Below are 13,839 nucleotides of genomic sequence, written 5' to 3' on the forward strand. Positions count from 1 at the left end.
CCACAATGCGCTATGACTAGTAGGGAAACGCAACAATTCCAACAGGAGGGCACACGCCATGTCCAAAATCAAGGTCGAAGGCAAGGTCGTCGAACTCGACGGCGACGAAATGACCCGCGTCATCTGGAAAGACATCCGGGAGCGGCTGATCAAACCGTATCTTGACGTTGATCTGGAATATTACGATTTGGGCATCGAAAACCGCGACGCCACCGACGATCAGGTCACCGTCGATGCGGCCGAAGCAATCAAGCGCACGCATGTGGGCGTCAAATGCGCCACGATTACGCCTGATGAGGCGCGTGTGCAGGAGTTCGGTCTTAAAAAGATGTGGAAATCACCCAATGGCACGATTCGCAACATCCTGGGCGGCACGATCTTCCGCGAGCCCATCGTCATCTCGAACATCCCGCGGCTGGTTCCCGGTTGGACCAAGCCGATCATCGTGGCCCGCCACGCGTTCGGCGACCAGTACAAGGCCACCGATTTCAAGATAGACCGGCCGGGCCGGCTCACCGTCTCCTTCACTCCCGAGGATGGCAGCGACCCCATCGAGCATGTGGTCTTCGACTACCCTGGCGGCGGCGTCGCACAGGTGCAGTACAACCTCGACGAATCCATCCGCGGCTTCGCGCGCGCCTGCTTCAACTATGGTCTGCTGCGCCACTATCCGGTCTACCTGTCGACGAAGAACACGATCCTGAAAGCCTATGACGGCGAGTTCAAGGATATCTTCGCACAAGTTTTCGAGACTGAGTACAAGGCTCGGTATGAGGCCGAAGGCTTGAGCTATGAGCACCGGCTTATCGACGACATGGTTGCCAGCTCGCTCAAATGGCACGGCGGCTACGTGTGGGCGTGCAAGAATTATGACGGCGACGTGCAGTCCGACACCGTGGCGCAGGGCTTCGGCTCGCTCGGGCTGATGACATCGGTGCTCATGACCCCGGACGGGCAGACCGTCGAGGCCGAGGCCGCGCACGGCACCGTGACAAGGCATTATCGCCGGTGGCTCAAGGGCGAGCAGACCTCGACCAACCCGATCGCCTCGATCTACGCGTGGACCGGTGGCTTGAGGCACCGCGCCGAACTCGATGGCACGCCCGAAGTCGATCGTTTCGCCTCGACGCTTGAGCAGATCATCATCTCCACCGTCGAATCCGGCAGAATGACCAAGGACCTTGCTATGCTAGTCGGCCCCGACCAACCATGGCTTGACACCGAAGGCTTCATGGACGCGCTCGACGAGGAGCTGGCCAAGGCTTTGGACACTGCCAATAACTGATAAGGAAACTGGTCAACAGCTTCGAAGTTCATGGCAGAAAGGTGAATTCGCGGCCGGAATTTGTGCACTTCGACCGCGCTGCGACTAGACTGGCTCAAGGTTGCAATCGGGCCGGTCAGCCGGCAGAAGTCGAAGGGCGGTTTCATGGCAGGACGAGGCATGCGCCGTGTGAGAATGCTCGTCGCGGCGCTCGCTGCGGCGGCGTTGGCGGCGGCCCTGTCATCCTGCGCAAATCCTGTGATACGCCCCACGCCTTCAGTTTCGACTTCTTCTTCGCCGCAACCGGGCAGCGTGGCGGTTTTCGTCCCCTCGGATGGTCCGACCATATCGCAGCACCGGCCGCTGAACGCATGGACCAGTTTCACCCCCGACCTTACGAAGGCGCTCGAGAACCAGGGATTCGCCCATGACGACATCAGCGTGAAGTCTTCGGACAGCCTCGATGGGCAAAGCCGCGACATCCAGGATTATGTGGTGAATACGTTGTCCGCCGCCGACGAATCGTCATCCGCCGCATCCCCGTCGCCATCCTCGGAGGTTTTCTCGGCAACACCATCCGCTGGCGCTGCTGCAAGTCCGACGTCGCACGCGAAGCTCAACGCCACTATAATCGTGGCTCCTGTGGCGCAGGTGTCGCCATCGTCCGCGCAATATGGTGATTACGCGACCCGTCCGATTACCGCTCGTGGCGGCGCGGTTGCGGGTTCCACTGATTCGGGTTCCACTGATGAGAAACGGCAGGATCAAGATGAGCAAACGCTGGAGCAGGTTGAGGAGCGGCTGACGGCGGCGCTGCAGCTGGCGCGCGAATCGGGTGTGCGAATCATAGTGGTATCCAATCCGATACGCGGTTTCAAACCTGACCTGTTCGTGCAGATGTCCACTGCCCGGCAGATTGGCGCCGCTCAGGCACGGCTCCTGGCAAGCAAGCTTCAGCTGGACAAGGTTTCGCGCGACAATCCCAAATCAATCGAGATTCTGCTACCTGTTACCGGTGCGCAGGAAGGCGATGACGATGATGCGGATCTGGCGGCCGACGCTTTTGCCGAAGAGGCTTTCGCCGGTGTTTGGGGGGTGTTGGAACCGTATGTTGCCAACGGGAAGGTTGTCAGCCCTTCGGGATCATTCAACGCCTCGACGACACCTGATGACTGGCGTGCGAGCGCCTTCGATGCAGACAAAACCCAGCAGGTGCAGGACGAAATCGATGCGAGGTTGGGTATGGCTCGCGGAAGTGGAAAACACACGCGCATCGACGGGATCGTCGCCATGAACGATTTCGTGGCATCAGGCGTCATCGCCGAGCTTGGCAGCCTGCAATACACTGGTTCGGCTGCGGACGTCAATCCTTCCATCACGATTTCGGGTATCGTCAACAATATGACCGGGCGCAAGGATCTGGCCCGCCAAGCTGTGCCAGATCCCGTGCAGCAGGCCGTGCCGCAGAACGGTGACACGGCGGAAAGCCTGGAAAAGGTCAATTCGCGTTGGCCTATCGTCACTGGCTATGGCGCCTACCGGGATACGATCGCGCAGATCGTCGACGGGAAGCTGTGGATGACCGCTTTGGAGAATCGACAGGCTTTGACAACGGATATTGCGCAGGCATGCGTTCGTCTCAATAGCGGCGAGACACTTGGCACGATGTCGTCCGTCGAGGCCTTGAGCATCGACGGCGTCACAATGCCTGCCATCCACGAGCAGCTGCTGGCCGTCAGTGCGAGCAATCTCAAGAGGACATTGATCGATCCGGGATATATTTCGCTCGCCGATGCCGGGCTCTGACGTCACCGGTTCGGCGAGATTGAAATAGTGATAATACATAACGCAACCGCATCCCTCCCGGTTGCCGCTTCGACTCCTATTTTGCCCTGCGGGGCTTGTATATCACGGTGTCGATCAGCTCGCGGTAATGATCGGTGATGACCTGACGCTTGGCTTTCAGGCTCGGGGTGATCATGCCGTTGCCTTCGGTGAATTCATCCGGCACTATCTCGAATTTGCGGATCGACTCGGCCCGCGAAACCAGTTCATTGGCCTTGTTCACCGCGCGTTCGACCTCGGCATACACGATCGGGTTACGACTGGCCCCATCGAGGTCCGCGACCGTTTCGGCGCCTTCCGACTGCAGCCAAAGATTCGTTTCCTGCAAGTTCAATGAGATGATGGCGGCGATGAAGGGCTTGCGATCGCCAACGACCACGCATTGGTCCACGACCGGCGAAGTCATCACCGAAGCCTCCATCTCACCAGGAGAGACGTTTTTGCCGCCTGCGGTGATGATGAGGTCTTTTTTGCGGCCGGTCAGCCTTACGAAGCCCTTCTCGTCGATCGTGCCAAGATCTCCGGTGTGCAGCCAGCCGTCAGTGATCTGCTCGGCGGTGATTTCCGGATGGTTATGATAGCCGACGCAGATCGAACGGCCTTTGATACATAACTCGCCCGTGTCGTCAATGCCGACGCTGATGCCTTGGAATGGCAGGCCGACCGTGCCGATCTGGTAGCCCACGGTCGGATTTACTGTGCATGGTGCGCAGGTTTCGGTCATGCCGTATCCCTCGAGCAGCGGCAGACCGACCCCGTTGAAGAAATGGGCGATCGTGGTATCCAGCGGGGCGCCGCCGGATACCGCGTATTCCACGCGGCCGCCGAAAACAGCCATGATCGAGGAATAGACAAGCTTCTTATACACGGCGTGCTGCAGTTGCAACGCCGTCGGGATCCTCTCCCCCGACTGCTGCGCCTGAGACCATTCGCGTGCGATCCTTGTGGCCTGCGAGAAAATGCGGCCTTTGAAACCGGCGCCGGCCTTCTGCGAAGCGGCATTGTAGATCTTCTCGAAAATACGCGGCACGGCCAATATGAACGTCGGCTTGAATGCCCCGAAATCTGAAAGAATGGTCTTCATATTGCTCGACAGACCGAGCGATACCGTGCCGGCGAAGCAGACGAATTGCAGATACCGGGCGAACACATGCGCCAACGGCAGGAACAGCAGAAGACGACGGTTGGGCTTGTTCACCACGTCAGGCATCGTCTGAATGCCCGACATAGTCATGAACACGAAGTTCGCGTGAGACAGCTCGATGCCTTTCGGCGTGCCGGTAGAGCCCGAAGTGTACACGATCGTGGCCAGGTCCGAGCCTTTGACCGATTGCTCACGCTCTTCGAACTCCTTGTCGCCCACGCCGCGGCCGAAGGTTTCGATCGTGTCCAGCGCGCCGAAACCGAAGACGTAGATGTCTTTGAGCGCAGCGCAATCCTTGCGCACCAGTTCGATTTTGTCGCGCTGCATGTCGTCTTCGGCAAATGCCATGGAGACGTTCGCATCGTTGAAGATCGTTCTGACCTGCGCTGGCGAATTGGTCTCGTACACGGGCACGGTGAGCGCGCCGATCGACATGATCGCCATATCGATCGCCGTCCATTGCCATGATGTGTGCGCGATGATCGCCACACAGTCCCCGGGCATGACGCCCCGCGCGATCAGTCCCTTCGCCAATGCAACGACTTTGTCACGGAATTGAAGCGCGGTGAAGGACTGCCACACGCCGCCCGCTCCGGCATACTCGATCAGCGAATCCTCTGGCGCGCGCTGCGCGCGCTCCTGCAGAATTGAAAACAGATTCCTGTCGCTGTCGATCGGCTCTTCCAGCACACGCGTATACTCCTGCAGCATGGTTCTCCCTGATAAACGGTTGACGGTTACATGATGTGATCCTCTCGTATGATACCCGCAGGTATCGGACCGTCTCAATCCTAGCGGTCATGGCAACAACCCGATCTTGCGGGGAATCACGTACTGTGCAGGATCCACATAATCAGCCTTTCCGCGTTTGAGTCCCCAGTGCACGCAACGGTCTTCGCAATGATCGGACTCCCCTTGCACGCTCGCGAAAACCTCGCCGCTCTCAAGCCTGGCACCGACGCCCTTGCTGCTGATTGCCGGTTCAAAAGTAGAGGTAAGCAGCCCATGCCGAATGCTGACAACCGATTTGCCTGCCACAATCCCCGCGAAGCTGATGATGCCCTTGGCGGGAGCCAGCAGCTCCTCGCCCGGAGCCGTGCGCAGATCGACGCCTCGATGGCCCGGATTCCAATTGTGCTCGGGCTCGTCGAAAGCCTTGACCACTTCCGGGTGCCTGACTGGCCATATGAATCGAGCAGTACAGTCACGCGAGACGTTCGAAGACCTGATATTCACATTCTTTGCCGGAATCTCGCCTGGTCTGAACCGACTTGGCCGCTGGCACGTTGATGGCTCACGGATCGTAGTTATGGCCAATGCAGGTGGCGTGAGACCGGTCGTCAGCACCGCGCCGACCGCGAGCGCCGTTAAAAGCGCGCTGAACAACCGCAGTTTGCCTGCGGCAGCGCGTCTGCGCTCCTCTTCGATTCTCGCCCTGCAGCGCAGTCTGCGCGCTCGTTGCTGCCCGTCGTCCATGCGTTTCCTCCTTATCGTTCAGGGCATCTGCTGCTTGTGGCGTCCCCTGCTCGCCTCGCGGTGCTGTCCGTTGCATTCGCCGACATTCATGGCATGCATATCAAGCTGAACAGCTATGACCATGCTGTCGCACCAAGCGTTTTCGCGTCATGCTGATTTGGGTACTGTGGTCAAACGCCTCGATTTATCCACATTTTTGGCGTTTCTTCATGATGCACGGGGAGCATCGCGCCGAATGCACCGTGACGCGGCTTCATCCCCGCCCGGTTCCACCAGCTGTGCGACAATGCTTGCATGCGCAACATGAGAAGAGCGGGACTGTTGATGGCTTCCTTCGGCCCATTCCTGTGGGGAAGCTCAGGAACGGTGGCGCAGCATCTGTTCGAGCATGCAGGGGTCTCTGTCAGCTGGCTGACCGCTGTACGCATGACGTTCACCGGTATTGTTCTATTGCTGCTTGCAGCTTGCCTGCATGACAACATCTGGTCGATTTTCGCTGACCGGCGCAGCGCGGCGCGGCTGCTGCTGTTTACGGTGTTCGGCATGACCGGCGTGCAACTGAGCTATTTCATGGCTATCAGCACCGGCAACGCCGCCACCGCCACTATTTTGCAATACCTCTCCCCCGTCATGATCATCCTGCTGCTTTCGCTGCGCAATCTGCGGCTGCCAAGAAAGCTTGACGCCATATCTGTGATTGTCGCAGTGGCGGGGACCACGCTTATCGTGACGCAGGGAAGGACCGATACGCTGGCGGTGCCGCCTGCCGGGATCATCTGGGGATTGCTGGCCGCCGCGGGTGCAGTGGCGTATACGCTGCTGCCCCGCGAACTCTTGCTGCGCTATGGAGCGTTGCCCGTGGTCGGCTGGTCGATGTTGATCGGCGGACTGATCACGCAAGCGGTTTTCCGGCCGTGGGCGCAGCGGGTGCAGCTGGACGTACCCGGCGCGATTGAGGTAGCGTTCGTTGTCGTATTCGGCACAGCGATGGCATATCTGCTGTATTTGCAAAGTCTCAAATACATCGAGGCAACGACCGCCAGCATCCTCGGTGCCATTGAGCCGCTGACCGCTGCGATCCTCGGATTCATATTCATGGGCACGTCGGCCAACCAATACAGCGTTATCGGCATGGTCATGGTCATTGCCGTGACCTTTATCCAGTTCATCGCCTACAGGAAGTCGCCGCCGCTGCATCGCGGCAATGAGCGTGGGAAACTGTCCCCATGAAAAGAGAATGCTATCGCCGCTCAGCCGGCAGGCCGCTGTGCGCATTGACGAACGCGAGCGTCTGCTCATAGCATCGCCTAGCCTCTGGCGTCGAATCGTTGAACTGGTATTCATGCGAGACTTGTTTGCTGGTGTGCTCGAAGAGCAATCCTGTCACGGGAACCGAAAGCGCCTGCAGCCTCCGCTCCAGCGCGATGCCCTGCTCCGGGAATGAATATGCGTTCCCATCGGTGATGTATGTTGGCGGAAAATCTTTGGTTACATTGTCCACTAGGCTGATCCGCTGCAATTGTCGGCTTCCTCGCCAGTCGCGCGATCCCAGCAGCGACCATGCGACGGTTTTGATGAAAAACGCCATGAACCGGCTGGTGGTCTTGGCATCAGCCATTTGGCGCAGATCGACCGGGCCGCAATAGGAAATGACCCCTTTGATGGCAGGAGCTTCCACAGACTGCTTGAACCCTGTATCTTTGGCGTAGGCCGGGTTCGTTTGCACGGTGGCGTATTGCAGCGCGATCTGGGCGCCGGCGCTGTCGCCGCCGAAAAACAGCGCGGACATATCCAAACGGCTGTCGTTCGCGTGCTGCAGATCCTGCACTAGCTCGTCCACTTGCCGCACTTGATTGGGGAAATGCGAGCCCGGTGCCCTTTCGTAATTCATCGCGACGACGGCGATGCCCGCATCCGCGACGATCCTCGTTGCAAACTCCCTGACGGATTCTTTGTCGCCGCCCACGTATCCTCCGCCATGCAGCCAAATGAGCACGGGCACCGGGTTGGTATCCGACTTCGGGTAATACGTGTCATAGGTATTATCGTTCAACGAGGACCGATAGGTGCGGTCGACGACGGATTGCACCTTCCCTGCAGCCGCGTGATAGGCCTTGGGATCGGTTATCGCGACCTTGCCGCTGAACATCTGCCGAATCACCAATGCGCCCGGGACCGGGGAGACGCTGAACGCAATGACGACGATGAGGCACGGCGCTACAATAACGCCCAGAGTCCATACGACGAACCTTCGTATTCTCTTGTTCATAACACCCACCTGCTTGCTCACGCCCCGAATCGAACATTCCCTTATCGTGCACTGGCACAGGCTTCAGGATACCCCGCAGATATGCGGAACCTGTGTCTGTCTATTCGCCGGAACCGGCGCCTCACAAGGTGACAGAAACACCCCTTTATCGCGCAGATTCGCCAGACATGCCTGTTTGTATGCGTCATCATGTTCCGAATAGATAGGGTCGGTCAATGCGACAGCCGCCAGCCTGTGGTATGCCGGGCACGTCTTCCCCCGATACCGGGGATCGTACCATTGCGGGTCAGGATGATAGCCGCGCCGCTCCATCTCATGCATCACGATACAATGGAATTGGAACAGCTTATACGGCGAGTGGGCGAACACATAATCGACGGTCGCATGCTTTCTCCCCCATCCGTTGCCGCGCAACGCGGCAATTTCACGATGCTGGCCAAGCAGCTGTTGCCTTGGCAGGCGACTGATCAGTTCCTGGTGCCACAAACGCACGTTGCAGGCCTTCCTTTCTTTGTGCACGGAATCCAGCCGGTCTGCGGCCCGGTCATTCAGCGAACTGCACAGCCCGAGAGAACACGTTGCGTGGATCATACTCGGCTTTAATCCGTGACAGGCGCCGACGGGTCTGCTGCGGGTAGGAAAGTCGGGACGCTTTATCGTCGGCGGTATCAAGCCAGTTCACATATGCTCCTGCAGCACAGTCCTGAATTCGGCGCCAGCCTGGAATGTTCTGATCCCCGTCCGATTCACCGGACAGCAAACGCGTTCCGATGACCATCACTTGCGCATGCCTTGCGGCGAATGCCGTAGCCTCTGCAGGTACAGCCGCCATGGCGCCGCCCAAGGCCCTTAGCGCCATCATAATCTCGCCGGTTTCGAAAGCCTTGCATGCGGCCGTCTGCTCGGCAACGCCAAAATCAGGCAGCAGCGAGCTCTGCTGTGCTGCAGGCGGCGCGGGGAAAGGATCATCCGTCACCAGTATGGACGCATACGGCCGATAGCTGATATCCTCGCCCATCGACGGCCCCAAGGCCTTGAAGGCGCTGATGTGCTCGGCAGCTGCCGTTTCATCACCGTCAAAGCAGAATTGCAGCATGCCCATCGCCGGACTGCCCTGCATCGCAGGCAGCAAGGCCAAGACGCTGGTAAGACGTCGGTCGGCGTCCTTCTGATGCGCAAACCATCCGCTGACCAATGCGCGTGCGTCGGTCAGCAAATCCAAAGCGAACATCACAGTGCCGAAAACGACATTCGTGACGGGATGCGCTTCGAATTCGAGCCCGGTCAGGACGCCGAAATTTCCGCCTCCGCCGCGAACCGCCCAGAACAGCTCCGGGTTCTCGTCTTCCGACAGCTGAAGGATCTTGCCTTCGGCCGTGACCAGCTCCGCAGCCACAAGGCTGTCGACCGCCAGGCCATACTCACGTACCATCCAGCCAATGCCTCCGCCTAGGGTGAGTCCGGCAACGCCGACATCAGCGGTGTCGCCCGCGGTCAGCGCCAGCCCTTCCGGTTCGAGCGCCTTCGCCACCCGGCCCCAGGTTGCCCCTCCCCCGATGCGCACGCGGGGCGTCTTGCCGACACGTTCAACTGCATTCAGCCGCCGCATATCGATGAGCAGGCCGTTCCTTGCCTGCGTCAGCCCAGCCAGATTATGGCCTCCGCCTCGAACGGTAACCAGCATTCCCTCCTGCTTGGCATAGAGCAGCGCGTCCGCCACGTCGCCGGTACTGATCGGGCGCACGACAACATCGGGAGTGCCTGTCCCCGTAACCGTTGTCACGGCATCCGAATAACCCTCATCACCTGGCTCCAGCACCATGGCTTCGCGTAGGCGAGCAGTCATATCATTCCCTCCTCGGGATTGTTCCTTATGGTCTTGCGGCATTCCATCCACCCTACATTCCCGTTGCGATGACGCCGGAAGCTGATTCAACTGCGCGGCTGGATACCTGAAAGCCGGCTTCAGAGAAGATGCGACTCCTTGAGCAGCTCCTCGATCCACGTCCCCTTCAGCTTCTTGCGAATCCTGGCCGTAATGAGCCCGGACAGCGGCAGTTTCGTCTGGAGCGGGGCCTCGGCGAGGCTTTTCCTGTCGCGAAGGTAGTAGGGGGCTTTCAAAAGCTCCCTGATGTCGTATGCCGACGCGAAAACCTCGGGGATGGCCCGTTCCACATCGAGAAGTCCATAAACCGCCTCCATCGCCGTGCGTACGGAATATTCGGTGGTGAATACGGTGTCCCTGGTAGGCGAGTTGGCGAAATTACCGATGAACGCGAGATTTTTCGATCCTTCGGGCACGACCGCCGGTCTGTCCCCCGGTCTGCGCGGCATGAAGTAGCTTGTGATGAACGGCATGTATACGGGGTTGGTGTTGATGGATTCCTGCTTCGCAAGCCCGGGGATCAACGCCTCGGGAACGCCCAGGTGATAGAGCCATTCCTGGGTGATCTCCTCCCCGGTGCATTCGGTGATCTTTTTATGCACATAGTTGCCTTCGGTGTCTGAATACAGCCCGTACATCCACACTACGGTCTCATTCGCCCGTTGCTCCTTGAAATGCGGTTGGCGGTGCACGGCGAAGCTGAGTAGCCAGTTGGAATCGGTGACCGTGACGATGCCGCCCGTATTGACCTTGTTGTCATGCAGGGGCCGCTTCGTCAGGCGCTCGAGGTACGGGTCGATCCCGGTGTTCTCGATGGTCGCCGTCGCGGATACGAACCAGCTGCGCCGCGGAATCCCTGTGCAGAACACCTCCGGGTGGCCGAATTCAGGTGATTGCTTGGCCAGATTCTCCCATAGCCTCCAGCTGCCTCCCGGTTCGTTGGTGACGGGCGCCGGCGTGTGATGGTCCCCATACGTTGTGGATTCAGTGATGGAGCCGTTCGTCACGAATACCAGATCGTCCCGGCTCAGCGATTGCTCCTGATCCTCGCCGTTGCTGCTCAGCAGCAGGTTCGTGGCCACGATGCCTTCCGCGGAGGACTTCACCGTGATGTCGCGCACCGTGGTGCCGTATTGAATGTCGACATGCCGCCCATCCAGATAGGCCAGTATCGGTTTGACCATGGAATCGTACTGATTGTACCGATTGAATTTCAAAGCGGTGAAATCGGGCAGGCCGTCGATGTGGTGAATGAACCTCAACAGATAGCGGCGCATTTCCGCGAGGGAATGCCATTTCTCGAATGCGAACATGGTGGACCAGTAGTACCAGAAGTTGCTGGCAAAGAACTCATCAGAGAAGAAGTCGACGATGGCCTTGTCGCCAGTTTCCTGTTCCGAGGTGAGGATCAGCTTGACTATTTCTTTCTGGGCCGCGTCGCTAAGCGTGAAGTCGCCGTCGGTTGGTTCACGGTCGCCTCGATTATGAATAAGCCGGCAATTCGACGAGTTGGGATCGTCCTTGTCCAGCCAGTAGTATTCATCTAGGTATGATGCCCCGGGAACTTCAAGCGACGGGATGGACCTATACATATCCCATAGGCATTCGAAATGGTTTTCCATCTCCCGCCCGCCTCTCGTGATGAATCCGATATCCGGGCGCTTCGCGCCATCGAGGGAGCCTCCTGCCAATGGCAGCTCCTCGAACAGGTGGATGCGCTCGCCGGGGACCTGACCGTCACGGATGAGAAATACCGCGGCCGCGAGCCCGGCCAATCCAGTTCCGACGATATACGCTGACGCACGATCTGATCGTTCGGGTTTGCGCGGGTGCGCGAAGGCCTCGTAGTTGCCGCTGGAATAATGCATGGCCTTCTCCTTTCAGATAGCATCGACGCCTTGGCGCGCCACGCCGATAGCCGCCCCGGGATCACCGATTAAGACGATACCGAGTTGCAGGCCTGCAACTCCCCGGTGCCGGAGCGTCGACGAGCCTCCCAATGGGAGTGCTGATCGGATGTCTCCCTGGATCGTTCTGCACGCTCCGTTCATACGCCCACCGCCAATGGTGAGTCTTCTGTTGTCAATCTTGGAATAGAGTTTACTCCGAGTTGGATATGCTCGTCAGCGGAACTGATTTCCCCTTCCCCGGCGACGCGCGGATGACACGCTGGTAGGCGCGGACATAAGGGCCTCGCCTTCTTCGTTACGTCAGCGAGCGACACGCCGGATGACTCATAAGTTGCATCATCGCGATTCAACGCTAAACTTTATTTCTTGTGCGTGGCGCTAAGTCGGGCACAAGCGAGCATTCCCGCATAGCTCAGTTGGCAGAGCGTTCGACTGTTAATCGAAATGTCGCTGGTTCAAGCCCAGCTGCGGGAGCTTCACGGCCGCCGTTCCCCCGGCGGCCTTTTTCGTTCCTGCGCCCATTCTCGCCATACGATGTTATGGGTCATGGTTTTTCTGGCCTAAAGACCTTCTGTTGTCTTGGAAACGGCTTCGGCGCCGCAGGCGAAAGGCGAAAGCCATCAGAAACAGCCGAATGCCCGTCATGCCTTGATTGCCAGGGACTGCCGGCGCACGACAGTCTGTACTCACGAAAATCATACAATAGGAATGAATTCAGTATTCGCCTTTGATGGCGAAGTAGGATCCTCGGACGGTGTCTGCCGGTTTGGACTTCTGACGGACGAATTTGAAGGTGCCAAGTTCTTCGGCGCGTCCATTCCCTCGGAACACTTGAATCCGACAGCACGCTTGCCGCCTTCGTCAACCGCATGCATCACGTTGACCGACAGCGATCTTGATAGAACATGAACGCCATTTTGAGCCCGGCGAACTCGAGGGGCGAGGTTTCCAGCAGCTTGGCGAAACAGCCCGATGCCCCGCTCGTCCTTGAGAATATGGCTGACGTCGGCAGCGTTCTCTTGACTTCCTTCGGCGGATCCGACGGCGAAATGACGCTGATGCCTATTCCAATAGTAGCGGGACTCATGTGCGCGCCGTCCCGCGAGCTCCTGGGCGATCAGCGAGGAATCCGACTCCTCGGTGGCCACATGGGAAAAATCGATTACGGCAGACATGAAAAGCACAGATTCTTTTGTGTACGGGCGGTAGCCATCGTTGCACAGACGGTTGGCTGGGCAACGATACAAAGGCCATGGATATGCAAACCGACATTTCGGCGAAGCGCAGGCACGCCTCCGCCATCAGCACTCAGTCGTTCAGGAAATAAGCCCCGCCAACAGGTTGATGGTGGCGCCGAGCAGCAGCGTGGTGAAGAAGAAGGCCAGCAGCGTGTGGCCGAGTGCAGTGCGCCGCATGTCGCTGGTCGTCAGATTTGTGTCGGAGACTTGGTACGTCATGCCCATGGTGAAGGCCACATAGGCGAAATCCACGTATCGCGGCTGCTCCCCGCCCGCGAATTCGATGCCGCCGATCGGATCGGCATAGTACATGCTTGTGTAGCGCAGCGTGTACAACGTGTGGATCAGCGCCCATGTGAGCAGGAGACTCAGCAGCGTCAGCATTCCCGATAGCGTGATATCGCCGTTGTGTCCACGCGCCTTTGCCAGCATCAGGAACACAGTGCCCACCGATGCCAGGCTTGCGAGGATGATCAGCAAATCGGCCACCGTCCGGCTGGGCTCCTCCTCTTGGGCATCGTCCTTCGTTGCCCCGGCGTCCAGATATCCGATGCGCAGCCAGACCCAGATGAGATATGCCGCGCAGGCAGCGACCCACGCGATTACGAGCGACGAGGGAAGGTCCGTATGCAGCAGCAGCGATATGGCGCCGCACGGAACCCCTGCGACCACCATGAGCAGCAGACGTCGGCCGGAACGCCGCCCGATTGCCGAGAAAACCGTCATAGCCGCGATGCTACCACTGCATGCGCAGCCACCCGCATCATGCGATGTGTCGTCTTTCGGGCTGGCCGTTCCATCAGACGCC

General features: G+C 58.9%; 11 protein-coding genes and 1 tRNA gene. 4 read left to right on the top strand and 8 right to left on the bottom strand.

Going from position 1 to position 13,839, the window contains the following annotated elements:
- Window positions 1-58 precede the first annotated feature (58 nt).
- Entirely contained in the window at window positions 59-1,285 is a 1,227-nt protein-coding gene (locus LKG04_RS01480) for an NADP-dependent isocitrate dehydrogenase (RefSeq protein WP_291758899.1), read from the top strand.
- Between the two features lie 144 nt (window positions 1,286-1,429).
- Window positions 1,430-3,070, top strand: coding sequence for a hypothetical protein (locus LKG04_RS01485; protein WP_291758903.1), 1,641 nt, complete (start codon window positions 1,430-1,432; stop codon window positions 3,068-3,070).
- 76 nt (window positions 3,071-3,146) lie between these two features.
- Here LKG04_RS01485 and LKG04_RS01490 read toward each other — a convergent pair whose 3' ends face one another.
- Both LKG04_RS01490 and LKG04_RS01495 read right to left on the bottom strand, forming a co-directional pair.
- Window positions 3,147-4,964, bottom strand: a complete 1,818-nt coding sequence (locus tag LKG04_RS01490) for an AMP-dependent synthetase/ligase (protein ID WP_291758906.1) — start codon at window positions 4,962-4,964, stop codon at window positions 3,147-3,149.
- An 87-nt stretch (window positions 4,965-5,051) separates the two neighbouring features.
- Entirely contained in the window at window positions 5,052-5,729 is a 678-nt protein-coding gene (locus LKG04_RS01495) for a M23 family metallopeptidase (protein WP_291758909.1), read from the bottom strand.
- 324 nt (window positions 5,730-6,053) lie between these two features.
- Between LKG04_RS01495 and LKG04_RS01500 the strand changes: the two genes are divergently transcribed.
- Window positions 6,054-6,959 (top strand): EamA family transporter, encoded by a 906-nt coding sequence (locus tag LKG04_RS01500; protein ID WP_291763168.1) that lies wholly within the window; start codon window positions 6,054-6,056, stop codon window positions 6,957-6,959.
- Between the two features lie 10 nt (window positions 6,960-6,969).
- On the opposite strand, the gene LKG04_RS01505 is transcribed toward LKG04_RS01500, so the two are convergent.
- From LKG04_RS01505 to LKG04_RS01520, 4 genes are all read right to left on the bottom strand, one after another.
- Window positions 6,970-7,998 (bottom strand): alpha/beta hydrolase, encoded by a 1,029-nt coding sequence (locus tag LKG04_RS01505; protein ID WP_291758914.1) that lies wholly within the window; start codon window positions 7,996-7,998, stop codon window positions 6,970-6,972.
- A gap of 63 nt (window positions 7,999-8,061) precedes the next feature.
- The gene (locus LKG04_RS01510; RefSeq protein ID WP_291758917.1) at window positions 8,062-8,589 is read right to left on the bottom strand and encodes a TIGR02328 family protein; all 528 of its coding nucleotides are present in this window, start codon (window positions 8,587-8,589) and stop codon (window positions 8,062-8,064) included.
- A complete protein-coding gene (locus LKG04_RS01515; protein WP_291758921.1) occupies window positions 8,543-9,844 on the bottom strand; it encodes an FAD-binding oxidoreductase in 1,302 nt (433 codons plus the stop codon). Before LKG04_RS01515 ends, LKG04_RS01510 begins: the two co-directional genes overlap by 47 nt.
- Window positions 9,845-9,963: 119 nt before the next feature.
- Window positions 9,964-11,751 carry an oleate hydratase gene (locus LKG04_RS01520; RefSeq protein ID WP_291758924.1) on the bottom strand — a complete coding sequence of 596 codons (1,788 nt, stop codon included), beginning with the start codon at window positions 11,749-11,751 and terminating at the stop codon, window positions 9,964-9,966.
- Between the two features lie 443 nt (window positions 11,752-12,194).
- Here LKG04_RS01520 and LKG04_RS01525 point away from each other — a divergent pair.
- Window positions 12,195-12,267 (top strand) — tRNA-Asn (locus LKG04_RS01525).
- Between the two features lie 221 nt (window positions 12,268-12,488).
- On the opposite strand, the gene LKG04_RS01530 is transcribed toward LKG04_RS01525, so the two are convergent.
- Both LKG04_RS01530 and LKG04_RS01535 read right to left on the bottom strand, forming a co-directional pair.
- On the bottom strand, window positions 12,489-12,968 hold the full coding sequence (locus LKG04_RS01530; RefSeq protein WP_291758927.1) for a hypothetical protein: 480 nt from the start codon (window positions 12,966-12,968) through the stop codon (window positions 12,489-12,491).
- Window positions 12,969-13,109: 141 nt separating this feature from the next.
- Window positions 13,110-13,757 carry a DUF1345 domain-containing protein gene (locus LKG04_RS01535; RefSeq protein ID WP_291758929.1) on the bottom strand — a complete coding sequence of 216 codons (648 nt, stop codon included), beginning with the start codon at window positions 13,755-13,757 and terminating at the stop codon, window positions 13,110-13,112.
- Window positions 13,758-13,839: the final 82 nt, after the last annotated feature.

The organism is Bifidobacterium sp. (assembly GCF_022640935.1).
GTDB lineage: Bacteria > Actinomycetota > Actinomycetes > Actinomycetales > Bifidobacteriaceae > Bifidobacterium.

What these genes read in the sequence shown, in the direction of transcription:
- LKG04_RS01535 (WP_291758929.1), bottom strand. Translation starts at nt 13,757, where the DNA reads ATGACGGTTTTCTCGGCAATCGGGCGGCGTTCCGGCCGACGTCTGCTG.
- LKG04_RS01515 (WP_291758921.1), bottom strand. Translation starts at nt 9,844, where the DNA reads ATGACTGCTCGCCTACGCGAAGCCATGGTGCTGGAGCCAGGTGATGAG.
- LKG04_RS01510 (WP_291758917.1), bottom strand. Translation starts at nt 8,589, where the DNA reads ATGATCCACGCAACGTGTTCTCTCGGGCTGTGCAGTTCGCTGAATGAC.
- LKG04_RS01500 (WP_291763168.1), top strand. Translation starts at nt 6,054, where the DNA reads ATGGCTTCCTTCGGCCCATTCCTGTGGGGAAGCTCAGGAACGGTGGCG.
- LKG04_RS01520 (WP_291758924.1), bottom strand. Translation starts at nt 11,751, where the DNA reads ATGCATTATTCCAGCGGCAACTACGAGGCCTTCGCGCACCCGCGCAAA.
- LKG04_RS01490 (WP_291758906.1), bottom strand. Translation starts at nt 4,964, where the DNA reads ATGCTGCAGGAGTATACGCGTGTGCTGGAAGAGCCGATCGACAGCGAC.
- LKG04_RS01530 (WP_291758927.1), bottom strand. Translation starts at nt 12,968, where the DNA reads ATGTCTGCCGTAATCGATTTTTCCCATGTGGCCACCGAGGAGTCGGAT.
- LKG04_RS01505 (WP_291758914.1), bottom strand. Translation starts at nt 7,998, where the DNA reads ATGAACAAGAGAATACGAAGGTTCGTCGTATGGACTCTGGGCGTTATT.
- LKG04_RS01485 (WP_291758903.1), top strand. Translation starts at nt 1,430, where the DNA reads ATGGCAGGACGAGGCATGCGCCGTGTGAGAATGCTCGTCGCGGCGCTC.
- LKG04_RS01480 (WP_291758899.1), top strand. Translation starts at nt 59, where the DNA reads ATGTCCAAAATCAAGGTCGAAGGCAAGGTCGTCGAACTCGACGGCGAC.
- LKG04_RS01495 (WP_291758909.1), bottom strand. Translation starts at nt 5,729, where the DNA reads ATGGACGACGGGCAGCAACGAGCGCGCAGACTGCGCTGCAGGGCGAGA.